The sequence below is a fragment of the Pseudomonas sp. FBCC-B35 genome, from assembly GCF_059133755.1.
This window is the reverse complement of the sequence record NZ_CP101439.1, coordinates 2,048,506-2,075,173: the sequence shown is the minus strand read 5'-3', so window position 1 is coordinate 2,075,173 and position 26,668 is coordinate 2,048,506. Positions and strand designations below refer to the sequence as shown.

Annotated in this window: 19 protein-coding genes; 5 read left to right on the top strand and 14 right to left on the bottom strand. The window is 62.2% G+C overall.

Annotated features, from left to right (window positions below; genetic code table 11):
- Positions 1-7: 7 nt before the first annotated feature.
- The gene (locus NMB38_RS09575) at positions 8-1,240 is read right to left on the bottom strand and encodes an MFS transporter (RefSeq protein WP_049696106.1); all 1,233 of its coding nucleotides are present in this window, start codon (positions 1,238-1,240) and stop codon (positions 8-10) included.
- Positions 1,241-1,310: 70 nt separating this feature from the next.
- Positions 1,311-1,988 carry an RraA family protein gene (locus tag NMB38_RS09570; protein WP_059184090.1) on the bottom strand — a complete coding sequence of 226 codons (678 nt, stop codon included), beginning with the start codon at positions 1,986-1,988 and terminating at the stop codon, positions 1,311-1,313.
- Between the two features lie 224 nt (positions 1,989-2,212).
- Between NMB38_RS09570 and NMB38_RS09565 the strand changes: the two genes are divergently transcribed.
- Both NMB38_RS09565 and NMB38_RS09560 read left to right on the top strand, forming a co-directional pair.
- Complete coding sequence (locus tag NMB38_RS09565; RefSeq protein ID WP_132578985.1) at positions 2,213-3,190, top strand: hydroxyacid dehydrogenase; 978 nt, start codon at positions 2,213-2,215, stop codon at positions 3,188-3,190.
- Positions 3,191-3,263: 73 nt separating this feature from the next.
- Positions 3,264-4,592, top strand: coding sequence for an MFS transporter (locus NMB38_RS09560; protein ID WP_023533529.1), 1,329 nt, complete (start codon positions 3,264-3,266; stop codon positions 4,590-4,592).
- A 195-nt stretch (positions 4,593-4,787) separates the two neighbouring features.
- Here the strand turns inward: NMB38_RS09560 and NMB38_RS09555 are convergent, their stop codons facing one another.
- From NMB38_RS09555 to NMB38_RS09540, 4 genes are all read right to left on the bottom strand, one after another.
- A complete protein-coding gene (locus NMB38_RS09555; RefSeq protein WP_165919269.1) occupies positions 4,788-4,946 on the bottom strand; it encodes a hypothetical protein in 159 nt (52 codons plus the stop codon).
- A 17-nt stretch (positions 4,947-4,963) separates the two neighbouring features.
- Complete coding sequence (locus NMB38_RS09550) at positions 4,964-6,079, bottom strand: catalase family protein (RefSeq protein ID WP_104926105.1); 1,116 nt, start codon at positions 6,077-6,079, stop codon at positions 4,964-4,966.
- Positions 6,080-6,168: 89 nt separating this feature from the next.
- Positions 6,169-8,523, bottom strand: coding sequence for an FdhF/YdeP family oxidoreductase (locus NMB38_RS09545; RefSeq protein ID WP_111475929.1), 2,355 nt, complete (start codon positions 8,521-8,523; stop codon positions 6,169-6,171).
- A gap of 263 nt (positions 8,524-8,786) precedes the next feature.
- On the bottom strand, positions 8,787-8,966 hold the full coding sequence (locus NMB38_RS09540) for a hypothetical protein (protein ID WP_426935498.1): 180 nt from the start codon (positions 8,964-8,966) through the stop codon (positions 8,787-8,789).
- A gap of 859 nt (positions 8,967-9,825) precedes the next feature.
- On the opposite strand from NMB38_RS09540, the gene NMB38_RS09535 reads away from it, so the two are divergent.
- Positions 9,826-12,252: a TonB-dependent siderophore receptor gene (locus NMB38_RS09535; RefSeq protein ID WP_494355018.1), complete on the top strand. Its 2,427-nt coding sequence runs from the start codon at positions 9,826-9,828 to the stop codon at positions 12,250-12,252.
- 51 nt (positions 12,253-12,303) lie between these two features.
- Here NMB38_RS09535 and NMB38_RS09530 read toward each other — a convergent pair whose 3' ends face one another.
- The gene (locus tag NMB38_RS09530) at positions 12,304-16,641 is read right to left on the bottom strand and encodes an NEL-type E3 ubiquitin ligase domain-containing protein (protein WP_286751229.1); all 4,338 of its coding nucleotides are present in this window, start codon (positions 16,639-16,641) and stop codon (positions 12,304-12,306) included.
- 234 nt (positions 16,642-16,875) lie between these two features.
- Here NMB38_RS09530 and nhaA point away from each other — a divergent pair, with 234 nt between their 5' ends.
- Both nhaA and NMB38_RS09520 read left to right on the top strand, forming a co-directional pair.
- On the top strand, positions 16,876-18,213 hold the full coding sequence (gene nhaA / locus NMB38_RS09525; protein ID WP_027914788.1) for a Na+/H+ antiporter NhaA: 1,338 nt from the start codon (positions 16,876-16,878) through the stop codon (positions 18,211-18,213).
- Between the two features lie 154 nt (positions 18,214-18,367).
- Positions 18,368-19,225, top strand: coding sequence for an SDR family oxidoreductase (locus NMB38_RS09520; protein ID WP_027914787.1), 858 nt, complete (start codon positions 18,368-18,370; stop codon positions 19,223-19,225).
- A 39-nt stretch (positions 19,226-19,264) separates the two neighbouring features.
- On the opposite strand, the gene NMB38_RS09515 is transcribed toward NMB38_RS09520, so the two are convergent.
- The 7 genes from NMB38_RS09515 to pedH form a co-directional block, all read right to left on the bottom strand.
- Positions 19,265-19,405: a hypothetical protein gene (locus tag NMB38_RS09515; protein ID WP_165919249.1), complete on the bottom strand. Its 141-nt coding sequence runs from the start codon at positions 19,403-19,405 to the stop codon at positions 19,265-19,267.
- Positions 19,406-19,627: 222 nt separating this feature from the next.
- A complete protein-coding gene (locus NMB38_RS09510; protein ID WP_027914786.1) occupies positions 19,628-21,355 on the bottom strand; it encodes a PAS domain-containing hybrid sensor histidine kinase/response regulator in 1,728 nt (575 codons plus the stop codon).
- Entirely contained in the window at positions 21,339-22,502 is a 1,164-nt protein-coding gene (ercA, locus tag NMB38_RS09505; protein ID WP_132578782.1) for an alcohol dehydrogenase-like regulatory protein ErcA, read from the bottom strand. Before ercA ends, NMB38_RS09510 begins: the two co-directional genes overlap by 17 nt.
- A gap of 89 nt (positions 22,503-22,591) precedes the next feature.
- Entirely contained in the window at positions 22,592-22,864 is a 273-nt protein-coding gene (pqqD, locus tag NMB38_RS09500; protein WP_027914784.1) for a pyrroloquinoline quinone biosynthesis peptide chaperone PqqD, read from the bottom strand.
- Positions 22,865-22,927: 63 nt separating this feature from the next.
- Positions 22,928-22,999, bottom strand: coding sequence for a pyrroloquinoline quinone precursor peptide PqqA (gene pqqA, locus NMB38_RS09495; protein ID WP_080672057.1), 72 nt, complete (start codon positions 22,997-22,999; stop codon positions 22,928-22,930).
- Between the two features lie 119 nt (positions 23,000-23,118).
- Positions 23,119-24,639 carry an acetaldehyde dehydrogenase ExaC gene (gene exaC, locus NMB38_RS09490; protein ID WP_027914783.1) on the bottom strand — a complete coding sequence of 507 codons (1,521 nt, stop codon included), beginning with the start codon at positions 24,637-24,639 and terminating at the stop codon, positions 23,119-23,121.
- A gap of 118 nt (positions 24,640-24,757) precedes the next feature.
- Positions 24,758-26,548: a PQQ-dependent alcohol dehydrogenase PedH gene (pedH, locus tag NMB38_RS09485; protein ID WP_027914782.1), complete on the bottom strand. Its 1,791-nt coding sequence runs from the start codon at positions 26,546-26,548 to the stop codon at positions 24,758-24,760.
- Between the last annotated feature and the right edge of the window lie 120 nt (positions 26,549-26,668).

Genomic DNA, 26,668 nt, shown 5'->3' with positions numbered 1-26,668 from the left:
GGCGCGCTCATGCAGCCCGACGGTTGCGCCATGCACAAGTCCCCGCGACACCCAACAGCAACACTGCCCCGGCTGCACCCAAGGTGGCCGGGGCGCCCACACGAGCAGCCAGCAGCCCGGCGGCCATGCCACCCAACGCCTCGAAACCGAAGCGCATGGCGATGTAGAACGCAATGACACGTCCGCGCAGATGGCCCGGCGCTTGGCTCTGCAACTGCATGTTGGTGCTCACGTTGCTCAGCGTGATGCCGAACCCCAGCACCAGAAGCGCCAGCAATGCCAGCTGCCACTGCCCTGCCCAGCACACACCCAGCAGTGCCAGGGCGCAAAGCCCTGCGCCCACTTCGATGAACTGCCGAAGGCGAGGCAAGGCTCCGCCCACCGCCAGCACTAACGTGGCCACGAACGCGCCAGCGCCTGCCGCGCCCCAGAGCCAGCCCAGCACCCGTGCGTCACCGGCGTACACGCGCTTGGCCAGGATCGGCAGAAGCGCTGCATAGCAGGACGCCAGGAGGTTGACCATGATGACATTGAACAGCAGTTGCCTGACGCCCTGTTCCCGCCATAGATAAGCGAGGCCCTCACGAAAGACCTGGGCAGTGGAACCTGTCGCCCGAGGGCTGGCTGTGGCTTGCACCTTCAGCAACCCTGCCAGCAGCGCGGTGAAGGCGACGGCGGTCAAGGCGAAGCAAGCCGCCTCCCCCGCCACGGCTATCAGCCCGCCGGCCAGTGGCGGGCCCACGAAGCGGGCGGCGTTGATAAGCATCGCGTTGAGGACCAGCGCGTTGGGCAGGTCAGCTGGATCTTCCACGAAAGAGCCGATCAGGGCCTGACGCAGGGGTGTTTCGACGGCATTGAGCAAGCCCAGCAGCAGTGCCATTGCGGCAATGAAGGGGCCATCTACCCAACCAGCCCAGGTCACTAGCGCAAGCGCGGCCGATTGCGCCACCAGCATCGACTGGACCACGATCAGCAGTCGACGCTTGTCGTGGCGATCGATCCAGGCGCCTGCGAACGGACCGACGATCAACTGCGGGGCGAGAGAAAGAAAGGTGATCAGGCCCAGCAATACAGCTGACCCGGTCAGGTGATAGGCCAACCAGGACAGCGCGACTTGCTGAACCCACTTGCCCAAGGTCGAAACGCCTTGGCCGGCAAAATAAACCTGGAAATGATGGTGGCCCAATGCGCGTACAGCAGAAGGCCAACGGGTACGAGGGGGCGGCGTCAGGTCAGACAAGTGAGCGAGTCCTCAGGTGAGAAGCAGCCGCCATTGAAGGATCTTGCTCGGACCACGTGCGGGTCGATCCTCAGTCAGGCAGCAGGCAGCCTTTCTTTTTCAAGGACTCCAGGACCCAGGTGCGGTCATTGGTACCTTGAGCGATATGTTGCATTTGCGCCGTTTCGGCAGCGTGCTTGGCCGTGGCGCGTTGGTAGACCTCTGCGACATGGGCATAGGGTACGCACAGCAAGCCGTCATCGTCACCGATGATCAGGTCCCCGGGTTCGATCACCATGCCATCGATGGCGATGGGCACGTTGATCTCACCCGGCCCGTCCTTGTAAGGGCCGCGATGGGAAACACCGGCAGCGAACAGGGGGAAGTCACCGGCCTTGATGCTGCCAGCATCGCGGATTGCACCATGGATGACGATGCCCGCTACACCGCGCTTCACGGCGTACGCCACCATCATCTCGCCGATCAGAGCATTGGTCAGGTCGCCGCCGGCATCGACCACGATCACATCACCTGGCTCGGCGCTGTCGATGGCGTAGTGCAGCATCAGGTTGTCACCAGGACGGGCCTTGACCGTCAGAGCCGCGCCGCACAGCACACCTTCCCGGTGCATGGGGCGCAAACGCGCACCACCCGCCGTCATGCGATTCATCGAGTCGCTGACGTTGGCGACCGGCACCTCGCGGTAGCGCGATACCCACTCATCACCGATTTTTCGCGTGCGCTCAAGCACCTGGAAACCAATGCTCATGTGACCTACCTCTTCTTGGATTTATTGGGCGCGCTCAACGTCGAATCAGAACGCTATTTCAGAATGGCATTCCATTAAACAGATTTCAAGGGTTTGAAATCTCAGTTATTCGGCAATATGGCTGACTAAAAATCTATTGTTGCAACGCCATTTCATTATGCTAGGTTATTGGTGAAAGCACTCAGTGCAGTCCTACCGTCTTCAACAAAAACAAGGTATCGACGATGTCCCGTACCCTTCTGCTGACAGGTCCGGCGCTGGCCGACGACGCGATGCGCCTGGCCGATCAACACGCCATCCGCGTCATCCCCACCACGCCCTATCTGCCCGAGCATGAGCTCGAAGCGATCATCCGCGCAGAGCAACCCGATGCCATCATCGTGCGACAAGGCAGCCTGACCCGCGCCATGATCGACGCATCCAACGCGTTGAAGGTGGTCGCCAAGCATGGGGTCGGCTACAACACCATCGACATCCAGGCCGCCGCCGACCGGGGTATTCCTGTCTCCGTCGCCGTTGGGGCCAACGCCCAGTCAGTGGCCGAGCACGCCTTTGCGTTGATGTTCAGCGTTGCGCGCCAAACCGCCTTGCTCGATGCGCGCATGCGCCAAGGCCACTGGGACAAGGCCACTGCCAACGGCATGGAGTTGGCGGGCAAGACACTGGGCCTGGTCGGCCTTGGCTCGATCGGCGCGATCCTGATGGACCTGGTGGCGCCGCTGCGCATGAAGGTCAAGGTTTACGACCCTTACTTGCAGCAGTTACCCGTGCGTGATCACCTCGAGCGCGAAGAGGATTTCGATCGTTTGCTGGCCGATAGCGATATCATCAGCCTGCATTGCCCCCTCACAGACACCAATCGCAACCTCATCGGCGCCCAGCAGCTTGAGCGCATGCGTTCAGGTGCCATCTTGATCAACACCGCACGTGGCGAGCTGGTCGATACCGAGGCCTTGGTGCTTGCGTTGAGCGAGCGGCGCATCGGGGGTGCCGGCCTGGACACTTTCCACCCCGAACCGCCTCCGGCCGACAGCCCGCTGTGGGGCCTGCCAACCCTGGTCGCCACACCTCACATCGGGGCCAACACCAGCGAAGCCCGGGACCGCGTAGGCCTGGTTGCCCTGCAGCAAATCCTCGATGCCTGGGACGGCAAGGCGCTGGACCCGCGCTGTGTGGTGAACCGTCACCTGATCGATAACTGATTGCCCTTGCGCCGGCTTGTCCGGCCGCACAGACCCCTGCGTAACTCCAGAAAAAAAACAATTGGAGAGCACCATGAAAGCAGCCTCAACCCCGCCCAGCGAGCTCGAACGCGCCACCATGCGCCGTGTTGCCTGGCGTCTACTGCCCTTTCTGATCATCTGCTACCTGATCGCGATCATCGATCGCGGCAACATCGGCATGGCATCGTTGCAGATGAACCAGGACCTGGAGTTGTCAGCCAAGGTCTTCGGTTTCGCCAGCAGCTTGTTCTTCTTCGCCTACTTCCTGGTGGAAGTCCCCAGCAACCTGGCCATGCAGCGTTACGGTGCGCGCATCTGGATCGCGCGCATCATGATCACCTGGGGGCTGATCTCCGCCGGTACCGCCTTCGTGCAAGGGGCCAACTCACTGTATGTGATGCGCTTTCTGCTGGGCGCTGCCGAGGCCGGGTTCTTCCCAGGGGTGTTGCTGTACCTCACCTACTGGCTGCCGTCGGCGTATCGCGCGCGCATGGTGGCGCTATTCATGGTCGCCATTCCCGCCGCTAACTTCATCGGCTCGCCGATTTCAGGGCTGCTGTTGAGCCTGGACGGCTGGTTGGGCATGCGTGGGTGGCATTGGCTGTTCATCCTCGAAGGCATCCCGGCGGTGCTGCTGGGGATCGCCTGCCTGTTCGTACTGACCGATCGGCCTGAGCAGGCCAAATGGCTGAATGACGATCAACGCGGCTGGCTCACCGGGCGGTTGGCCGAGGAACGAGCACAGAAAACCACCATCGGTCATATCTCGCTGTGGAAACTGCTGCGCCACAAGGACATCTGGGTGCTCGCGCTGATTTACTCGGGCGCCTCGGCGGCTGGCAGCACCATGAGCGTCTGGGCGCCACAACTGCTCAAGACCTTCGGCCTGAGCTCCATGGAGATCGGGCTGGTGAACGCGATTCCTTATGGCGTTGCCTCGATCCTGATGGTCATCTGGGGCCGCAGTTCCGACCGCACCGGTGAACGTCGCTGGCACACCGCAATGACCATGTTGCTGATTGCGGCCGGCCTGCTGATGACCCTGTTCACCTCGTCACTGCCGGCCACGGTGGTGATGCTGACCATGGTGCTGGTGGGGGCCTACTCCATGAAAGGCCCGTTCTGGGCATTGGTGTCGGGCTGGTTGTCCTCCTCCACTGCAGCAGCTGGGCTGGCTGCGGTTGGCGCCATGGCCAACCTGATCGGGGGTGGCTTGATGGTCAACGTGTACGGCGCCATCCATGACGCCACCGGCAGCTACGCACTGGCACTGATGCCACTGGCGGCGTTGTGCACGCTGGCTGGGGTCATGGTGCTGGTCATTGGCCGCAAGCGCCAGCTTGAACAGGCGCAGGCCGCAGGAACGCTGGCTGCCAAGTAGAAGCCGCTTGGCGCTCGGTTGCCGTCCATGGCTCACAAGCGTGCCATGGAGCCGGCGAAGCCGGCGCCAAGTCAAACCACAACACTAAAAATCAGGCGGTGATGGCTTTACCACGTGGAAGGTTTATTCAAACGACCGGTAGACTCAGACTTCATACCTGGCGCCGCCGCTGCTCGGGCGACGGCGCCAGCGAACCTAGAGCGATTCGCCGTCGTCCTCGATGTCCATCTCAGCCTCCGCCGCCTCCGTGGCATCCGCGTCATTGAGCGCAGGGGAAGTCGGTTTTAACGGATCGTTGATATAAGGCACATCGCTTGGGCCTTTCTCTTCAGTGCCCGCGGTTTCTGGTTGCATGGCGTACTCTCCTCGACTTACAGGCTCGGCCCTTTAGGACCGGGCTCATGGATTGGGCACCCATTGTGCTGCCCACGAAAATTGGCCGACATTTCATAGGCCGGCTTGCGCACCCGCATCACGCCACCCAAGGGCCTGTGCGCCGCCAGACCGTGCCAGGGGCTGAACGCCATGCCGTCGTCGATACGGCGCACATTCTCTTCACTCCATGCCGCTTGAGGCTTGACCTCCAACGTGGCCACGGTCACATAGGGGCTGAGCGTCTCGGGCCACTGACTGGATGCATCTTCGATCGGCATTTGATCAAGGTCGGTGGCCAACTGGACCTGAAGCTCCCAGACGCCGCCCTCGCTTGCAAAAAACGCTTCCATGGCGTGACGTAGCCCGTCTGGATCGTCTTTGAGGTCAACAACCTGATCGGTCAGCGCAGTCAAGGCCGCCGACACGGGCACTACCGCAAGCTTTGCGTAGTAAGGGCCATAGAGTACAGGTACGACGGTGCTGAAGCTTTCGCCAAGAATGTGGGTTTGAGGGTGCCCACCAAGGCTTTTGAGCGTGCCGCTCTCACCGCCAAACGCTTCGACCACTTTTTCTGCACCGCGCAGCACGGCCGACACTACCTTTTTCGTACCCGGCGCTTTGTCAGTGGTTTTGGCAAGCAACTTCAACGTCTTGAGAAACGCCTTGGGGTCTGGCGCGGTGAAGGCTTTGGCATTTTGCATGACAAAGTCCTGCGTGACTTGCCCTTCACTGCCTGGCAACCGCGGGCCTTGTACGCCAACGATCTTGAGCGCCAGCCCCCGTGGGGTGGAAACCTTGTCATCGAGGATGTCACCCGGGTTGGTGGAAAACCGCAGGTAAGCATCGAACTCACCCGGTGTGGCGAACGCCCCCTGAGCGAGCTGCGCCGGCAACCCTGGCGCCACTTTCAGTGTGCCGCGCAACAATCCATGTGCTTTTGCATGAACGCTGCGGTTGGCATGGCCATTGTCCTTGAAGGTGGTCTCCATGATTTCGCGCAGCGTATCCTGCAACGCCTGGCTGGTCTGTGCTTCATCTTCGGGAATCTGTTCAAACCCAGGCTCAAAAGGTAATGGCACTACCAAGGCGGGGGCATCGGGCAGCTTATTCATTACTACGCTCCTGTCGTCTCGAGACGAACAATGGGATGGTTACCAGCACACAGCCTTCACGATTCTGCATGGTCCAGCACCCCTCACGCTCAATTGATCTGATCGTGCGCAGGCACTGCCTTGCTGAGGTCGCTTGCACGGGGCTCGACCTTGTGCAGCGTCACCGGCACGCACTTGGCGGCAGGCACCTTGCTGCGTTCAGCGTGGTGCCACAGCGGGATCAGCGGATTGCACTCAGGGTAATAGGCGCCCGCACAGCCTTCGGGAATGTCATAGGCGATGATCTGCAAAGGACCGACTTCTCGCACGACCTGGGGCTCGACAGCAGTGCGTAGCAGCACCCAGTCGCCTGCAGCCAAACCCAACCGAACCACATCGCTGCGATTGAGGAACACGACGCTACGGGTGCCTTTTACCCCACGAAAACGGTCGTCGTAGCCATAGACAGTGGTGTTGAACTGGTCATTGCTGCGCAGCGTCATCAATTGCAGCACATCATGCGCCGAGACAGCGGGCTGCAAGTCGTCGTCCTCATCAAGCCGCTGGGGCGCCACGAACTGGGCTTTGCCAGACGGGGTCTGCCACTCCCGTTTAGCCGCCGGCAGGGGCCTATGGAAACCGCCGTGCTCCCACATGCGTGTTTCCATGTTGTGAAATATCTCGGGGTAGACCTGGCTGATCGCTTCGCGGATCAATGCATAGTCGTGGCGCCAAGCATCCCAGTCGACAGTCGTTCGCTGATCCAGGGTCGCTTCGGCCAACCCGGCAATAATCGCCACTTCGGAGCGCAGGTGTTCACTGGCTGGCTCATTGCGGCCCTGCCAGGCGCGGATGCAGCCGGTACTGTCCTCGGTGGTATAGACCTGCTCTACACCCTCCTGACGATCAGCTTCTATGTGCCCAAGACAGGGCAACAACCAGCCATGTCGCCCCGGGAACAGATGCGTGCGATTAAGCTTGGTCGCCACCTGGACGTTCAGCGTAAGCGTCTGCCAGGCCGCCTCCATGCACTGGGTGTCGGGAATCGCCCGCAGGAAGTTGCCACCCAGGCCGATGAAAGCCTTGACCTTGCCCTCGACGAGCGCTTGGCAGCAGTCCACCGTGGCCATGCCCTTGTTCGGTGGAACCTGCACGCCAAACAGTGCTTGCAGTTTTTGACCCGGAACCTTGGCCGGGTCCTCCGTGATACCGACCGTGCGCTGGCCTTGCACATTGGAGTGCCCGCGCACGGGACAGATGCCTGCGCCGGGCTTGCCGATGTTGCCGCGCAATAGCAGCAGGTTGACCAGCATCTGCACGTTGTCGACACCGCGTCGGTGCTGGGTCATGCCCATCCCGTAGATGATCATGACCTTGCTGCTACGGGCATAGACGGTAGCTGCAGCTTCCATCGCAGCACGCCCGAGGCCGGACTGACGCTCCAGGGTCGCCCACTCATGGCGCTGAACTTCTTCTCGCAGCGCGTTCAACCCATCGGTGTGTGCCTGGATGAACGCATGGTCGAGCACAGCCGGCTTGCCCTCGTCACTTGCCTGTTGTTCCATCGCAAGCAGGGCCTTGATGATCCCCATCACTGCTGCCAGGTCGCCCCCTACCTTGACCTGATGATACTGGGTACTGATCACAGTCGATTCAGGCCCCAGCATTTCACTGGGGGATTGAGGGTTGACGAAGCGCTCAAGCCCTCGCTCGCGCAGTGGATTGAAGGTGATGATGGGCACATTGCGCTTGCGCGCTTCCTGCAGCGGGTGAAGCATTCGCGGGCTGTTGCTGCCTACGTTCTGGCCGAAGAAGAAAATGCAGTCGGTGTGTTCAAAATCTTCCAGCGTGACGGTGCCGACGGGTACACCAATACTCTCCTGCAGTCCGACCGACGTGCTCTCATGACACATGTTCGAGCTGTCGGGGAGGTTGTTCGTGCCGTAGGCGCGGGCGAACAGCTGGTACATGAACGAGGCTTCCAGCGATGCCCTGCCCGAGGCGTAGAACACCGTTTCGTCCGGGCTCAGGGCTTGCAACTGTTGGCCGATCTGCTGGTACGCTTCTGCCCAGGTGGTAACTTGGTAACGGTCGCTAGCCGGGTCGTAGCGCATGGGGTGGGTCAGCCGGCCTTGCTGCTCCAAGGCGTAATCGGTCCATGTGCGCAGCGCTGAGAGGGTATGAGTGGCAAAAAAATCCGGGCCGGTGCGGTGGCGGGTAAGTTCCCAGGCGGTGGCCTTGGCGCCGTTCTCGCAGAACTCCAGCGCGTGTGGGTTGCCTGGCTTGGCCCAAGCACAGCTGACGCAGGCGAAGCCTTTGGGTTTGTTTTGCCTGACCAGCGCCATGGGTGCTGTTGTAATGGCCTGTTCCCGCCAGAGTATGGTCATGACAGAGCGCGCCGACCCCCAACCGCCTGCTGCATCTTTATAGGGCTTGTATCGCGCTTGAGGGTGGATGAGCGACATGGCCGCCTCGCTGTAGTTATGTCTGAATATTTCGAGGTGGGATGGGAGAGGGAAGTTCAAGCGAGCATGGTGTTTGCTGGCTGAGTGGGCGTGGGGTGGGAGCGTCTTCTCAAAGGGGTCGCTGCAAATTGGTCTTTTCTGAGATCGATCCGATAACGCCAGGGGCCGCTGTGCGGCCCATCGCGGCACGAGACCGCTCCCACATGGGGGATAAGGGTACCTAGGGGCGATATTCAATTCTTAGTTATTCGATATGGACACGCTTACAAACTACTTCCAACATAGTTGTCATCGTCGTCACCGCTGTTGCTGTGGATCTTGATCTTGATCTTGATCTTGATCTTGATCTTGATCTTGATCTTGATCTTGATCTTGATCTTGATCTTGATCTTCGCGACTTCAGAAGGCCGAACGCAGGTCTTGCGGAGGGAGGTGACAGGCATGGATGCCTGTCAAGCGCTGGGCCCCAGGATGGGGCCTGCAGCGCGGTCCTCCCGGGAGCAAGACCGGAGTGAGGGAACCCCGAAGCGCAGCGTAGGGGCCGTATGAATGGAGCGCAGCCTTTTTTGGTTACTTTTTGTGGCGTTTGACAAAAAGTAACTCGCCGTAAGGGCGAAAAGGTGATTAACCGTCGCCATCGCAAATGGACTATGCGCTCTATCAATACCCACACCAACCCAATCAAACTTCAAACTTCAAACTTCAAACTTCAAACTTCAAAGCGTTGGCGCATATATCGAGTTGGTATTCATTGGCGCGGGTGGCGCACAGTCACCCTTCCGCCCTTACGGCGGCTCACTTTTTGTCTTGCCAAAAAGTAAGCAAAAACCGCCTGCTCCTATCATCCGGCCCCTACGCTACGCTCCGGGGTCCCCTCGCTCCGGGCTTGCTCCCGGGAGGACCGCGCTGCAGGCCCCATCCTGGGGCCCAGCGCTTGACAGGCATCCATGCCTGTCACCTCCCTCCGCAAGCCCTGCGCTCGGCCTCCTGAAGTCGCGATCTGCGGCGCCTGGGCTACCGCGCGCTTAGAAGCAAGAGCAAAAGCAACTGCAACTGCAACTGCAACTGCAACTGCAACTGCAACTGCAACTGCAACTGCAACTGCAACTGCAACTGCAACTGCAACTGCAAGCCGCGCGCCCTGCAAGATGTATTGCAACTGAAATTAGTCTTGTAGGGCCATAGAATATCACCCTAGCCAAGGCTCATCCCCAACAACCCTGGTGAATCATCGTGCTCGTTCGTTCATATAAAAAAGCGGCGGAATAACCCGCGATCACGCCTAGGACGAACGGACACGCCATGACACTTCGCACCCAATCACTTTCACGTACCCAGATATTGCGCCTAACCTTGCTAGCCGTTGCCCTCTCACCGCTTGACCACCTACCCGCCCTGGCAGCTGATCAGGTGAAGACCATCAGCCACGATATCGCCCCAGGCCCCCTCGACAGCGTACTGAACGAATACGCCCAGCGCGCCGCCCTTTCGGTGTCGTTCGATCGTAACGCCCTCGCCGACCTGCGCTCGAGCGGCCTGCAAGGACGCTACGGCGCATGGGAAGGGCTTAATCACCTGTTGCAAGGCACTGGCCTGCGCCTTAGTCGCGACACCAATGGTGGCTACCTAGTGCTCCCCCCCGCCCCGAGCAACAGCGGGGCGATTGAACTGACCGCCCTGAGCATTTCCGGCAAGGCCCCCGGCGCACTCACCGAAGGTTCAGGCGCCTACACGACCGAATCGTCCAGCAGCTCCACGCGCCTGAACCTGTCACTCAAGCAAACCCCACAATCGATCACGGTCCTGACGCGCCAGCGCCTGGACGACCAGAAGCTCGATACCCTCACCGACGCACTGGACGCAACCACCGGCATCACCGTCATTCGCGAAAGTCTGGGCGCCGACAGTACGGCGTACCTGTCACGGGGCTTTGCCATCCGCAACTTCGAGATCGACGGCGTCCCCACGTCGGCGAACATGGACAACTACACCCAGAACACGGCCATGTACGACCGCGTGGAAATCGTGCGCGGCGCCACGGGCCTGATCAGTGGCATGGGCAACCCATCGGCCACCATCAACCTGATTCGCAAACGCCCCACCGTTGATCCTCACGTGCAACTGAGCGCCGAGGCTGGTAGCTGGGATCGCTATGGCCTGGGTGTTGATGTGAGCGGCGCGCTCGATGAAAGCGGCAGGCTGCGCGGCCGCCTGGTGGCCGATCACAAGGACCAGCACGCCTGGATCGACCGCTTTAGCCAAGCACTCTCGACCCTATATGGCATCACCGAACTGGACCTGAGCGACACGACCCTGCTGACGTTGGGCCTCAGCCATCAGGTCACCCACAGTAACGCCCCCATTCGCACCGGCTTCCCGCTGTTCACCACGGACGGGGCACGCACACATTTCTCCCGCTCGTTCAATACCGCGCCAAACTGGAGCTACTATGATCGGCAGCAAAGTACTCTCTTCACCTCGCTTGAACATCAGTTCGCCAACGGGTGGAGCGGCAAGGTGGAGTACACCCACGCGCGCAACGACTACGACACCGTGATCGCCTACGTCGATGGCGAAATCGACCCAGCAACCGGTGCCGGTGCAACGATCAACCCGACACGCTGGAAGGCAGCGCCCACCCAGGACAGCCTGGACGCCTATCTCACCGGCACCTTCGACGCCCTGGGGCGCGAGCACGAATTGATCGGTGGCGTGACCCTGTCGCGGACCGAGGAAAGAGGCACCTCCAACTTCGGCGGCTGGCAGAGCGCTCGAACAGGCTACGACGACACCATCGACAACATCTTCAACTGGAACGGGTCGTCCCCCAAGCCAGTGTTCACCCAAATCGGTACCACCGACATGACCGAAACCCAGTACGCCGGCTACTTGACCTCGCGGCTGCACCTGAGCGACGCCGCCAGGCTGATCCTCGGGGCGCGCGTGGTCGACTGGAACAGGGTGAACAAGAGCGCGCTCTATAGTGGCTCGCGTCAACGCACCGAGCGCACCGAAAATGGTGTGGTCATCCCCTATGCTGGGCTGGTCTATGACCTGAACGATACCTGGGCTGCCTACGCCAGCTATACCCAAATCTTCAACCCGCAAGGTAACCAGATCCGCGACGTCAAGGGCTCGCCCCTCGATCCACAGGAAGGCACAGGCTACGAAGTAGGATTGAAAGCCGACCTGCTCGACGAACGCCTGACCGCGAGCCTGGCCCTGTTCCGAGTAGAGCAGGACAACCTGGCAATCGCCGATGGGCGCCTGCTCCAGCCCAACGGGTTTCAGGCGTATCGCGCCGAGAGCGGCACCACGAGCGAAGGTGTGGAGCTTGAGGTCAACGGTGAGCTGGCTGAAGGCTGGCAGGTCACGGCGGGCTATTCCTATAACGTCAGCTTCGATACCAACGACGAGCGCATCGTCACCGAGATTCCGCGCAACAGCGTGAAGCTGTTCACCACTTACCGCCTGCCGGGTGGGCTGGATAAATGGACTGTCGGCGGCGGGTTCAACTGGCAAAGTGAAACGGGCTACGCCTTGAGCTACGCCACCACCCAGAGCAGTTATGCGCTGGTCAACCTGATGACTCGCTACCAGGTCACTCCACAGCTTTCAGCCAGTGTGAACGTCAGTAACCTGTTCGACAGGCACTACCTGACGACCACGGCGGGTGGCATCTACGGCGCCCCACGCAACGTCATGACAACGCTGCGCTACCACTTCTGAGGCCCACACCCGCCAGCGGATAAGCGGGCCCATCAATGACGGGCCCGGTAGTCACGCCAGTTCTCCCTCCCAGGGATGCTCCAGCAGCAGCCGCAAGGTCAATGACAGGGTCAGCTGGCGCTCGGCCGCGCTGCGCTCATCGGCAAGTTTACCCACGGCCTCGATGATCTGCTGCTCGGTCATACCTTCCTGGCCCTGCAAAAGTGCCTCGAGCTGGACGTGGTAGGGCTGGTTCAATGTCTCGTATTCGTTTGCATACGAAGTGCGCACAAAATCCATCCAAAACGTGCGCTGCAGTAGCGAATCGGCAATCCGCGCGTTGCTTTCAGCCAGCAGAATACTGCGTGCGGCTTCACGCAGACGCACATCGTCGACGTCGGAAAATACCCGGTGATACATGTAGCGTGATTGAGCCGGCAGTCCCAACGGCCGGACCAACCCTGCCCGATATGCCAGGTGTATCTCCACTTCATCGATCAGGCCGTAGGGGTTGCTGGCCCGCTCGCTGGCAATGTGCTGGGCTGCGACACGATCCACCTCGTCCAGGCGATACAGCTCGCGGCCAATGCGCACGAGAGCAGGCGCCGTGTCTGCGGCGGCAAGCCCTGCGGTGCGGGTCGCGACCAGGGCACGCACCTCGAACAGGCTAAGCATCAGCAGCATCTGATCAGCACAGGTGCGCGGGCCCGCTGCCTGCTGGAAGACAGCTTCACGGACCTGCGAATGCTCGACACACACCTCGATCAACGCCCAGATGCGCCTGCGCAGATCGATGCCTTGAAAGTCATAGTCGTTCGAGCGCCCAAGGTCGTTGAAGAACCGCATCAGGTCATCGCTGCCAGGCTCGTCGGTCAGCGCCGCCCAATGCTCGGAGCGAATCCCACGCTCCTCAGGGCTGGAGTCCGCCAACCAGCGCTCAAGGGATTCTTGCCCGCCAGGGCCATGACGGCGCACAGGCAAGGCCGTTGCCCCGACTTCGCCCAGCGTGCTGCGTAGCGCGGTCTGGGTGGGTTCGGGCACAGGGTTATCGTGCAGGCTTAGCCCAGCCAGACGCCGGTGGGAGTGAGCAAGGGTCGGGCTCATGCCCGCGATATGGTTGTCGCGAAGGTCGATGTCTTCCAACGCGGGGTGCATGTATACCTCTATCGGCAACTCGTTCAAGCCCGTGCCACGCAAGTGCAGCCGTTGTAGATCCAGCAACCGTCCCAGCGGTGGCAGCCGACCGATAGGGTTATGCGACAGGTCAAGGATGCGCAACCTGGTCAATGCACTGAGCCTGGCCAGGCCTGCGTCGTCGATCACGATCTGGTTGCGCGTCAGGCGCAGCTCGGTGAGCTGGGTCAGTGCCTGCAAGCCTTCTGGAACACTGCTTAGCAAGTTGTGGCTCAAGTCCAGGGTGCGTACATTGGGGAATCGCTGGAGAAACCCCTCGGTGATGCCCGACAAGTAGGCGCGGCGAATTGTCAGGTGGGTGACGTGATCGAACGACGCTTGCTCAGGCAACAGCGGAAGACTTTCGATGCGCTCGCTGTCGATGACCAGGCGGTACTCGCCATCGGCATCGGGTCGCTTACGCCGCCAGCATTGGCGGATGCGACGAGCAATCTGTCGACGGCGCTCAGGCAAAGGCGCAGTGGTTGCTTCTCGGCGCCAGGCTGCCAGGTTTTCACCCAGATCGACAAGGCACTGCTGCAATTGGCGCAGGTGATCCCACGGTTGCTCGCCCTGCAACCGCACCCGCTCAAGATACACTTCGATTTCCATCTCGTTCAGCGTCGGGAAGATCTGCTGGTAGCCCCGAAGCATGGCTTGCCGCGACCCTTCCGGACGGCCACTCAGCCTATAGCCGATACGTCCATCGCCAAGGCGCATCGCAGGCCTTGGCTTGCCCACCGGCACCATGCCCAAGAGCCGCGCAGCCTGTGTCCGGTCAGCAAAGGCACGGTCTGCCAGCGCGCTGGCAAGATCGGCCGGGGCCCCCGAGGCCGCCCCCATGGCAACGCGCTGCTCGGGGTCAAGGGTGCGCAGCAATGCCTGGAAAAAATCATCACTGGCCACAGCACCGTGCAGGGGACGTCCTGCATGATCGGTTATCAGGTACCCCTGTGCCTTATGAATCAGGCAGCGGGTCTCGGGTGCCGTGTCAGCGCCTACGCTGGCTCGCATATCGCCCCCGAATTGCGCCTCGTGCACTTCTATCTTGACTGCCGCAGCCCAAGGCCAGTCGCGGTGCAGCAATGCCAAAGCCAACCGCTCGGTATCCCTGTTAACGGCGTTGGCCTGCTCGAAACCGGCACACGCACGATCCAGGCGTGCGTCATGCAACGCCCATCGTGCCCGCTCGGCCAGCGCGAGCGGCACTTTGCGTTGCTCCAGCAACTGCCTGAGCTCGGTATCGCCCGCGGCCGTGAGCAACTCCCGGCCAGCGCGCGTGGAAAGTGCTGGAAAATCGCGGTGCAGCGGCTCGGCCGCCAGCGCGGGCACTTCCTCTGCCTCATGCCAATGCGCTTCGAAGGCTTGTCCACGCAGGCGGGGGAACGCTCGATGCAGCTCGTATCTGTGCACGGCATCACACAAGCGCGCAGGTGCAGGTGCGTTTTCAAGATGCAAGCGACGCAACGCGGCTTCGTCCAGCCCTACACTGCGCAGCACCGCGCGCACCGCTGCTGGGCTAACCGAACTCAGGTTCGAGCCCAGACGCGCCACCAGCATGCCGACGTCGGACCACTCCTGAGGGCGCTCCAGTGCATGGCGCATCCCGCCCGCCTCATTGTCTTCCAGGCTAACTGCAGGGGCTTGGACACGCTGCGGATGCTCAATCGTCGCGCGATACTCACTAGGCCCCAACCTGTAGGCACTGCCCTCTACGGCCACGTGTAAACGCCCATTGAGCAAACCCCGCTGCCCGGCCATCAGGTCCGAGTCGGGAACCGCATAACCTGGCAGGTCGACCCGGGCCAGGCGCTGCTCGCCCGCAGGCGTCAGCACAGGTGCCAGTTCATCGATGACGCCCTCTCGCGCCAGCATCCGGCCCGTGGCTGCACCGACAGCGGCGCCTACCCCAATCATGACGACGTTTTGCGCCACCGACATCAGATGACCGAGCGCTGCCTCTCGATCGCCAAGCGCCCACTCGTGGTAGCCATCGATCACGTCATCGGTAACCTGGCGCGCCGCCAGTGCGAGCAAGGGCAACCCGAGCTCGGGTACGAAGAAACTGGCCAAGCCCAGCAGGTCCAGCCCGAGACCCTTGAGTAAGTGGTTACGCCGGTCGCGCGCTTGACTGTCCACCGCCGTGCTGGGCACAGCCAGGGAATGCGCGTCCTCGAGCAGGGTATCGACCTGGACGCTGCGCAGGTGCGCGATCAGTGCACCGTGGATGACTTGGTGGCGACCGTCCAGTTCGATGGGGTCCTCAGCCGCTGCGCTGCCCAGCGCATGCTGGAAGCGCTGGCTGAAATGCAGGCGATCATGCTCCTTGATGAAGCGCTGGAAGAACTGCCGGTACGCAGGGTCGCGCAAACGCGTGCCAAGGCTGCGAAACAACTGCGACCACGAAGGGTAAGCGCCAATGGCGCCATGGGGATCGTCAGGTATCCACACGATCAGGTTCTGTGGCGCGGATGAGCCGTGCTCAGACGCAGGTTCGAACACCGTAACACCGGTCACCACTCGGCCAAACAGCCGAATTTCGCTGAACGCGCCTGGCAGTGGCTCGACAGCGCCGGCTACAGCACTGACCAGGCGATCAAGCTTCGCACCCTTCACGACGCCCTGTAGCCGCGCGAGCTCTACAGCGGCCAGTAGGCTGCGGCGCCACCCCTCTTCAAGGTCCGCGTTGACTTCGCGTCGGCGCTTGTCGCCGGCAAACAGCACCTGCTTGAGGTGCTGCTGGTAAGCAGCGCCCAGGTCCAAGGACCGACAGACCCCCGCGAAAGCCCGCGGACGCAAGGGGAGCACCGTCCCATCCGCATCCAGCACGTTCGACTGTGGCAACCAGGCTACCTCGGCGGTCTCTCGCCGATCAAAATTGTGCAACGCACAGGCCAGCAAGGGTTGCTCCAGCGTCTTGGGAACCACGCGATCAGGAATGGCGGTTACACCGGACGGGTAACGTACATGCACCACGCGATGAAGCCTGGCAGCTCGGACGTCCACCGGCCGGTGCAAGAGCCTTTGCAATGCCGCCTCAAGTAATGTGCTGGCGAAGTCGTCCAGAGGCTGCACTTGGGCGAAAACGGCCTGAACCTGCTCACGCGCCCGTTGCTGGTCAAGCAGCGCCTGATGCAGGACTTGGAGCTGCTCGACCGTGGCATCAGTCATCCAGGGTGGCAGTCGGTCGGCGATGAATGCATCCACGGAATCATCGGAAAACGGCGAGTTTGTCATGAAGCACCTGTGAGTCGCAAAAGCGTCACTCAGCCAGCTTCGAGACCTGTCTTTGAGGTAGTTGTCTAACGCCACCCACATGCAGCGCGGTGCATAGCCCGGCGTCACCGACCTCAGTCTCCCCACACGTGGCCAGTTGCGCTACAATCGCGCCCGGGTGCTAGCTGCTTGGGGCAGTGAAGCAGGTTAAACAAGCTACGCAGGTCGGGCCGCCATGCGGGAGTTATTGCGCCTATGCAAAACACGATAGTCCCCAAAGCACAGCAACTGGCCGAGCGCGCGCTGGCCAGCCTCGAACGTTTCCTGCACATCGAAGCCGTCAGTGGTGTGGTACTGCTGATCGCCGCCATCGCCGCCCTGATCTGGGCCAACTCCCCGGCCGCCGCCAGTTACGACGCCCTCTGGCATACGCCAATCACGCTGGGCATCGGCTCGCTGGTCTATTCCCAGTCCCTGCATTTCTGGATCAACGACGGCCTGATGACGATCTTCTTCCTCGTGGTCGGCATGGAGATTCGCCGCGAGATTCATGAAGGCGCCCTTTCCAGCCTGCGCCAGGCGTCCTTGCCCATGGTGGCAGCCATGGGCGGCGTCGCCGTGCCTGCCATGGTCTACCTGGGCTTCGGCCATGCGCCCAGCGAACAGCAAGGCTGGGCCGTGCCGACAGCCACCGATATCGCCTTTGCGGTCGGCGTATTGGCGTTGCTGGGCAAGTCGATCCCGTCGAATATTCGCGTCTTTCTGCTGGCCCTGGCGATCATCGACGACATCATCGCCGTGCTGATCATCGCCGTGTTCTATTCCGGTGGCCTGGACTACCTAGGCTTCGCTGTCGCGGCAGTGGGCGTGCTGCTGGTCCTGCTCATGCAGCGCATTGGCGTCGGCTCGGCCTTCGCCTACGTCATCCCAGGCGCGATCACATGGGTGGGTGTGCTGATGACCGGCGCCCACCCTACCCTGGCAGGCGTCGTACTCGGCCTGATGACCCCTGTCACCAGCCGACCCATGTGGGAGCGCCCCGTAGAAGCCGTGTCGCGCCTGAGCGATGAGGTGGTCGGCCGCGCCAAAGCCGCGGCCCAAGACGCAAGCGAACTGCTGACGCCCCTCAAGCAGCTGCGCGTGGCCCAACGTGAAGTGCTGCCGCCGGTGGTGCGTGTGCAAAGCGCGCTGCACCCTTGGGTGGCATTCGGGATCATGCCGCTGTTTGCCTTGGCGAATGCCGGGGTGAGCCTGTCGGGCGTCAACCTGGACAGCGAGACGCCGCGCTGGGTGATGGAGTCGGTGATGGCGGCGCTGGTCATCGGCAAACCAGTGGGCATCGTCGGCATCAGCTGGCTGATGGTGCGCCTGGGCGTGTGCTCGCTGCCGCCAGGGGTCAACTGGAGCGGCATCACCTTGATCGGGCTGCTGGCCGGCATTGGCTTCACCATGTCCATCTTTATCGCCAACCTGGCGTTCGCCAGCCCAGCGGCGCTGGGTGCGGCCAAGTTGGGCGTGCTGGCAGGCTCGGTGGTTGCGGCCACGCTGGGCCTGGCATGGGGCGCGTGGCGCGTGCGCGGTAAACACAGGTAGCGCCGACGCTGTTTCCCCATGCTCACGCGCATGGGGAAACACGCTTAAGGCTTGCCAACGGCCGCTCGTCGTCCCAATCATCGATCCGAGTCAACCCAGGGCAACGGGACCTTTCGAACAGGTACGAGCATTCTCAACTGCAGGAGCTTTTACCATGCGCGACTACCCTACCCCGCCCTTCCCCTCCCAACCCCAGACAGTGCCCGGCTCCCAGCCGAAAATGGACCCGGTACCGGACTGCGGCGAGCAGACCTACGTCGGCCATGGCCGGCTCGAGGGCAAGAAAGCGCTGATTACTGGCGGCGACAGCGGCATTGGCCGCGCAGTGGCCATCGCCTATGCCCGTGAAGGCGCCGATGTCGCTATCTCCTACCTGGACGAACACGAAGACGCCAAGGAGACCGCGCGCTGGGTCGAGGCAGCCGGGCGCAAGTGCCTACTGCTGCCAGGCGATCTGGCGCAGAAGCAGCAGTGCCATGCGATCGTGGAAAAAACCGTGTCCGAATTCGGCCGCATCGACATCCTGGTCAACAACGCCGCCTTCCAGATGGCCCACGAAACGTTCGAGGAAATCGAAGACGACGAATGGGTGAAAACCTTCGACACCAACATCACGGCGATCTTCCGCATCTGCAAGGCCGCCTTGCCGTCCATGCCCAAAGGCAGCTCGATCATCAACACAAGCTCGGTCAACTCCGATGATCCGTCTTCCTCGCTGTTGGCCTATGCGGCGACCAAAGGCGCCATCGCCAACTTCTCCGCAGGGCTTGCGCAACTGCTGGCCAAAAAAGGGGTACGCGTCAACAGCGTAGCGCCAGGCCCGATCTGGACGCCGTTGATCCCCGCGACCATGCCCGACGAAGCAGTCAAGAATTTCGGCTCCAGCTACCCCATGGGCCGCCCGGGCCAACCGGTGGAAGTAGCCCCGATCTACGTGCTGCTGGGTTCGGATGAAGCGAGCTACATCAGCGGCTCGCGCTATGCAGTGACAGGCGGCAAGCCCATTCTCTGACAGACGCAGGGCTCTGCACCCGCAGAGCCCTCCACCACCTCACGGCATCAGAATCGCCTGAGCGTGGTCAATGCAAGGCACCGGCATGCTGTCCCTGCTCACCATGAGCCACTGGCGCATGCGAGCAGTGTCGAATATCTGGCCTTCTTCCATCATCGTCAGAATCAATGCCTGGGACATTCGGTAACACCCACACTGGGCGCACTGGCGCTGCTCCCACCCGCCGGCACATTCGACGGACTCTGCTTGTCCTGCGCATATCAGACAGCTCATGTAAGCCCCCTTGTTGTTCTTGTTCACCAACGCGTGGTCGCATGACCCACCCGACCCGGGCATGGCCAACTTCCATGAGATATCCGTGCCAACGCTTAAATTCCGTGAAATACGCTGCCCGATTGTCGGTCAGGTCAGCAGTTGACTGAGCACCGCGCGCAGTTTCCCGGGTTTTACCGGCTTGTTCAGTACCGGCATGCCCAGCGCCTGGAACGCCCGCCTGCCTTCGTCGCTGCGGTCGGCGGTAATGATGACCGCAGGGATCGTGCACCCGAATTGCTCACGCAACCGCTCAACCACGTCGCACCCCAAAACGCCATGATCCAGGTGATAGTCGGCCAAAATCAATTCTGGCGGCCGACCCTGCAGCGCGATACAGGCCGCGTGCTGATCCAAAGCCGTGACGACCTCGCACCCCCATTGGCTCAACAAGGCGCCCATGCTGTGCAAGATACTCGACTCGTTATCCAGCACCAGCAGCCGCCGCCCCGGCAGTGGGTCCCCCATGCTCGGCTGCAGGAGGACCACTGGGGTAGCAGCCGGCAGGCAGCTTGCCATTGGCACCTCAATCGTGAACACCGACCCTCGTCCGGGCCGCGACCGCACCCGTACCGGATGCTCGAGTATCTTGGCGATGCGCTCGACGATCGCCAGGCCCAGGCCAACCCCCTTGCGCTCGGCTGCACGGCCCACATCCAACTGGTTGAACTCGAGGAAGATCGACTCCAGGCGATCTTCCGGGATACCGCGCCCGGTATCCCATACCTGCAGCGCCAGGTAATGGCCACGCCGCTGCGCCGCCAGCAGCACGCCGCCCGTTGACGTGTAGCGGCAGGCATTGCTGAGAAAATTGCGCAGGATACGGGTCATCAGCCGCAGATCGGTGCCCACGGCAACGTCGGGAATGCGCGCCCTGAGCTTGAGCCCTGCGGCGTCGGCCACTGGCTCGAACTCAGACACCAGCGGCGCGAACACGGTGCTCAGGTGGTACACGCCCATGTCCGGCTTCACGGCGGCCTGATCAAGTCGCGAGATGTCCAACAGGTCAGTCAGCAGGTCTTCGGCCCCTTCCAAGGCCTGGTGAGTGCGCTCCACCAGCAGTTGTTCGGCCTGCGCAAGCGGCCGCTCGCGCAGGGTCGCGATCAGCAAGCGGGCGGCATTGAGCGGCTGCAGCAGGTCATGGCTGGCCGCCGCCAGGTACTTGTCTTTGCTGCGATTGGCCAGTTGTGCGGCGTCCCGGGCGTCGCGCAGGGCCCGGGCGATCTGCTTGCGTTCGGTGATCTGCTGGTGCAGGTTGCGATTGGCTTCGAGCAGTTGGTCGGTCCGGTCGGCCACCCGCTGCTCAAGCTCATCGTTGAGTTGCTGCAAGTGCTGCTGCGCCAGCTTGCGCTCGGTAATATCGGCCACGAACCCTTCCACCAAGCCCTCATGCCCGGGTTTGCGCAACAGGTTCATGAGCACGTCGATGTGGCTGCCATCACGGCGCCGCAGGCGGGTTTCGTAACCGTGCAGGCTATGCTCGCGCGCCAAGGTCGTGGTGATGGCGTGCAGTTCCTGAGCACCCCCGACGAAGAGGTTGGCGCCAAGGTCGGTCAACGAGAACAGTACGGCCTGAGGGTCGTCGTAGCCCAGCATCCGCGCCAGGGCCGGGTTGGCAGCACGCATGCCGTCCTGCAGGCTGGCCTGGAAGATGCCGTGAACGGCATTTTCGAACAACCACTTGTAGCGGTTGCGCTCAGCTTCCAGTTCCTCCAGCCGCGCGGCCAGCTCCGGGTAATGACTCTTGCGCGCGGACTGGTCGCCCAGCCCGAGCAGCCCGGCCAGTGCTCGCTGCTGCGCTTCAGAGGGCTTCGCCATAAACGACCTCGACGTCTCGCTGACTGGAGGCACGTGGGTTGGTCAGGATGCACGGATCGTCCATTGCGTGCTGCGACAGGAATGGAATATCGCTGGTGCGCACACCGTGCAGCCCGAGTGTTTCATGGAAGCCCATGGCGTATTTCAAGGCGATCAGGTGGTCGACCAGACGCGCGCAGATCTGCCGGTGGTTCAGGCCCCGGCAATCGATGCCCATCACCTCGGCAATCACCTTGAAACGCTCTGGCGCCGAGCTGTAGTTGAACGCCACCACATGCTCGACCAGCACCGCGTTGCACAGCCCGTGGGGCAGATCCAGGAAGCCGCCCAGGCTGTGGGACATCGCGTGCACGGCGCCGAGGATGGCATTGGAAAAGGCAAGCCCCGCCTGCATGCTGCCCAGCATGACTTTTTCGCGCAGGCCGATGTCGGTCGGATTGGCGATCATCTGCACCAGGTTGCCGTTGATCAGCCGCATGGCTTCAAGGGCATGGGGGTCGGTCAAGGGGCCGTGGCCGGTGGAGACGAACGCCTCGATCGCATGCACCAGGGCATCGATCCCGGTACAGGCCGACAGAAACGGGTCCATGCTCAGGGTGGTCTGCGGATCGATCAACGACACGTCGGGCACCACCGCCTTGCTGACGATGGAGAACTTCATGCGTTCCTGTTGGTTGGAGATGATCACGAACTGCGACACATCCGCCGAGGTGCCGGCCGTGGTCGGGATCAGGATCAGCGGGGGGCTGGGCACGCGGATCATGTCCACACCCTCGAATTCGAGGATGCTGCGTCCGTGCGCCACCACGATGCCGATGGCCTTGCCGCAGTCCATCGGGCTGCCCCCGCCGACTGCGACGATGACATCGCAATGGTTTTGCCGGTAGATCTCGGCGCCGAGCATCACCTCCTCGACCCGGGGGTTGGGCGACACTGCGCTGTAGAGGCAATAGTCGATGCCCTGGGCTTGCAGGCTGGCCTCGACGTCGGCCACCCACCCGGCACCGATCACCCCGGGGTCGCTGACCACCAGCACCTTGCGGGCCCCGAAGGTCTTGGCGTAGTTGGCCACGTTATGCCGGCAGCCGGCACCGAAGATGATTTCAGGCGAAACGAATTTGCGTAGCGGGCTGAAACTCTGGCTCATGGGCAAGCCTGATCTTATTGTTCTGGAAGGTGAGTGCCAGCGTAATGCATCCATCCACGAAAGCAACCAGACCTAGGTGGCATCGTCGCTCACTCGACCCAGGCCCTGACCCTGGCGAGCTCGAGAAAGCCCAGCACATCCTCCTCAAGGCCTCGCACGTCCCCATAGCGCTGACGCAAGTGCTCGATCACAACGGCCACGCTGCGCTGCCCGTCCAGCAGTTCCAGCACCCAACCGGCACTGCCGGTCAGTTCGATGACCATGCCCGGGCATTGGAGCACATGCATGCCGGTACTCGGCTCCCAGCGCAAGCGTGCCCGCCGGTGCACTTGCAAGGCCTGCTGACGGCTGATCGGCTCCACGGCTCAACATGTTCCTGGCGGGTAGAAAGACGCCGGCCACCGCGAGGGTGGCCGGCGTGCGGATCAACGGTTAGCGAAGTACATCGTCACTTCAAAGCCAATGCGCAAGTCGGTGAAGGTGGGTTTGGTCCACATGGCGTGTCCTCTTCTTGGGCCGGACGATTCCGGTACAGCCATTAATGCACGGGCAGCCGCGGGGCCAAATGCTACTTTGGAACGAACTCACGGCGCCCATGGACGAGGGTGCCTGAGCCTTAGAAGAAGCCCAGTGGATTGATGTCATAACTCACCAGCAGGTTCTTGGTCTGCTGGTAGTGGTCGAGCATCATCTTGTGGGTTTCGCGGCCCACGCCCGACTTCTTGTAGCCCCCGAACGCAGCATGCGCCGGGTACAAGTGGTAGCAGTTGGTCCAGACGCGCCCGGCCTTGATGCCGCGGCCCATGCGGTAGGCACGGTTGATATCGCGGGTCCACACGCCAGCGCCCAGGCCGAATTCACTGTCGTTAGCGATGGCCAGCGCCTCGGCTTCGTCCTTGAAGGTGGTCACACCCACCACGGGCCCGAAGATTTCCTCCTGAAACACGCGCATCTTGTTGTCGCCCTTGAGCAGCGTGGGCTGGATGTAATAGCCGCTGGCAAGGTCGCCCTGCAGGCGCTCGGCAGCGCCGCCGGCCAGCAATTGCGCGCCTTCGTCCTGGGCGATCTGCAGGTAGGACAGGATCTTGTCGTACTGCTGCTCGGAGGCTTGCGCGCCGACCATGGTGTCGGTATCGAGCGGGTTGCCACGGCTGATCTTGGCGATCTTCTTCATCACCTCGGCCATGAACGGCTCGTAGATCGATTCCTGGATCAGCGCCCGCGACGGGCAGGTGCACACCTCGCCCTGGTTGAAGAAGGCCAGGACCAGCCCTTCTGCCGCCTTCTCGATGAAGGCGGGCTCGGCCTGCATGATGTCCTCGAAGAACACGTTCGGCGATTTACCGCCCAGCTCTACCGTCGAGGGGATGATGTTGTCCGCAGCGCATTTCATGATGTGCGCGCCCACCGGCGTGGAGCCTGTGAAGGCGATCTTGGCGATGCGCTTGCTGGTGGCCAGGGCCTCTCCGGCTTCACGGCCAAAGCCCTGGACGATATTGAGCACGCCAGCGGGCAGCAGGTCGGCGATGAGTTCGGCAAACACGGTAATCGACAGCGGCGTCTGCTCGGCGGGCTTGAGCACCACGCAGTTGCCAGCGGCCAGTGCCGGGGCAAGCTTCCAGGCGGCCATCAGCAAAGGGAAGTTCCAAGGGATGATCTGCCCCACCACACCCAGCGGTTCATGGAAATGGTACGCGACGGTGCCCTCGTTGATCTCGGCGGCGCCGCCCTCCTGGGCTCGGATGCAGCCGGCGAAATAGCGGAAATGATCCGCCGCCAGCGGCACGTCGGCATTGAGCGTTTCACGAACGGCCTTGCCGTTGTCCCAGGTTTCGGTAATCGCCAGCACCTCCAGGTTCTGCTCGATGCGATCGGCGATGCGCAGCAGCATCAGCGCGCGGTCCTGCACCGAGGTTCTGCCCCAGGCATCGGCCGCGGCGTGGGCGGCGTCCAGGGCCTTGTCCACATCCTGGGCGGTGGACCGCGGAAATTCGGCGATCGGCTGGCCGTTGACCGGCGAGCTGTTGGTGAAATATTGCCCCGCCACTGGCGGTACGAACTGGCCGTTGATGAAGTTGCCATAGCGTGGCTTGAAGGACACGACGGCGCCTGGGGTTCCGGGTTGTGCGTAGATCATGCTGAGCCTCTGCGGGTCGATGCCTGCCTGCGACAGGCGATACGACGATGGTAAAAAGCCCCGCTTGCCAGGCGAATGCATCGTTGGCAGCGGGGCGCTCGTCATTTGGTAGTAGGGTTCAGCGCTGCGCGGTTGCGCTGGCGCCCTGCAATTGCTTGGGCAGCTTGAAGGTCCAGAGCATGCCGCCCTGGTTGAAGTCCTTGACCCGCTTGGCCACCTCCCCGCCCCACAGCGGTACAGCCCCGCCCCAGCCGGAGACCACCGACACGTACTGCTCGCCATCCATTTCCCAGGTCACCGGTGAGCCAAGGACACCGGAGCCGGTCTGGAACTCCCACACCTTCTCGCCGGTCTTGGCATCGAAGGCCTGGAGGAACCCCTCGGGGGTGCCGGTGAAGACCAGGTTGCCCTTGGTGGTCAGCACCCCACCCCACAGCGGGGCGTAGTTCTTGTGGCGCCAGACTTCCTTGCCGCTGACCGGGTCGATGGCACGCAGTACGCCGATGTAGTCTTCGTTCAGGGGCTTGATGGTGAAGCCTGCGCCCAGAAACGCTGCGCCTTTCTTGTAGGCGATGCCCTCGTTCCAGATGTCCATGCCCCATTCGTTCGAAGGCACGTAGAACAGCCCGGTGTCACGGTTGTAGGCCATGGGCATCCAATTCTTGGCGCCCAGGAAGGCAGGCGCGACGAACACCGAGCTGCCCTTGGCCTCGCTGCCCGGTGCGCCCGGGCGACTGGCGTCGTTGTAGAGCGGGCGACCGTCCTTGTCCAGGCCCGTGGCCCAGGTGATCTTGTCGACGAAGGGGAAGCCGCGGATGAACGTGCCGTTGGTGCGGTCTAGCACGTAGAAAAAGCCGTTGCGGTCAGCCGTGGCGGCGGCCTTCACCTCCTTGCCCCCGTCCTTGTAGTTGAACGCTATCAGCTCGTTGACGCCGTCGAAGTCCCAGCCGTCGTGGGGCGTGCTTTGGAAGTGCCACTTGATCGTTCCATCGTCCGGGTTCAGTGCCAGGCGCGAGGACGAATACAGGTTGTCGCCGGGACGCAGGTGCGAGTTCCAGGGGGCGGGGTTACCGGTGCCGAACAGGATCAGATTGGTTTCCGGGTCATAGTAGCCGCCCAGCCAGGGAGCCGCGCCGCCGGTCTTCCACAGATCGCCCGGCCAGGTCTTGCCGGCTTCACCGCCCGAGATGCCGTTCTCGATGGCTTTGCCGTCCTTGTAGACATAGCCCATGTGGCCCTCGACCGTGGGCCGCATCCAGAGCAACTCGCCATTCTCCGGATTGTAGGCCTGGATCTTGCCCACCACCCCGAATTCGCCCCCGGCAACGCCGGTGATGAGCTTGCCGTTAACGATCATGGGCGCCGCGCTGATGGAGTAGCCTTCCTTGTGGTCGGCCACTTTTTTGCTCCAGACCACTTTGCCGGTGTCCTTGTTCAGGGCCACCAGTTTGGCATCCAGGGTGCCGAAGAAGACCAGGTTGCCGTACAGCGCAACCCCTCGGTTGATGACATCGCAGCAAGGGCGGATATCGTCGGGCAAGCGGGCATCGTACTGCCACAGCTTCTTGCCGGTGCGTGCGTCGACGGCGAATACCCGTGAGTAGGAACCTGTGAGGTACATGACCCCATCCTTGATCAACGGCTGCGCCTGCTGGCCGCGCTGCTTCTCGCCGCCAAACGAGAATGCCCAAACCGGCCGCAACTCCTTGACGTTGCGGGTGTTGAGCATGTCCAGCGGACTGTAGCGCTGGCCCTGCACACCCAGCCCGTTGGTCACGATCTGCTGGGGGTTCTTGGGGTCTTGCAGGATCTCGGCATCGGTGACGCCGGCGTGGGCTGCGCCGGCAAGCAGCAAGGCGCTGAACACAAGGCTCAAGGCAAACACGGGACGGCATGGAGTACGGGTCATGGCAGCTACCTTTGGCTTTTTGTTATGCCGGGAAATTTTCCCGGTGTGGCGGGAATTCTTGTTCCCGCCCTGGCTGCCAGCAATTGACCGCAATGCGCAAAACCCTAGTTCCTTGGTACA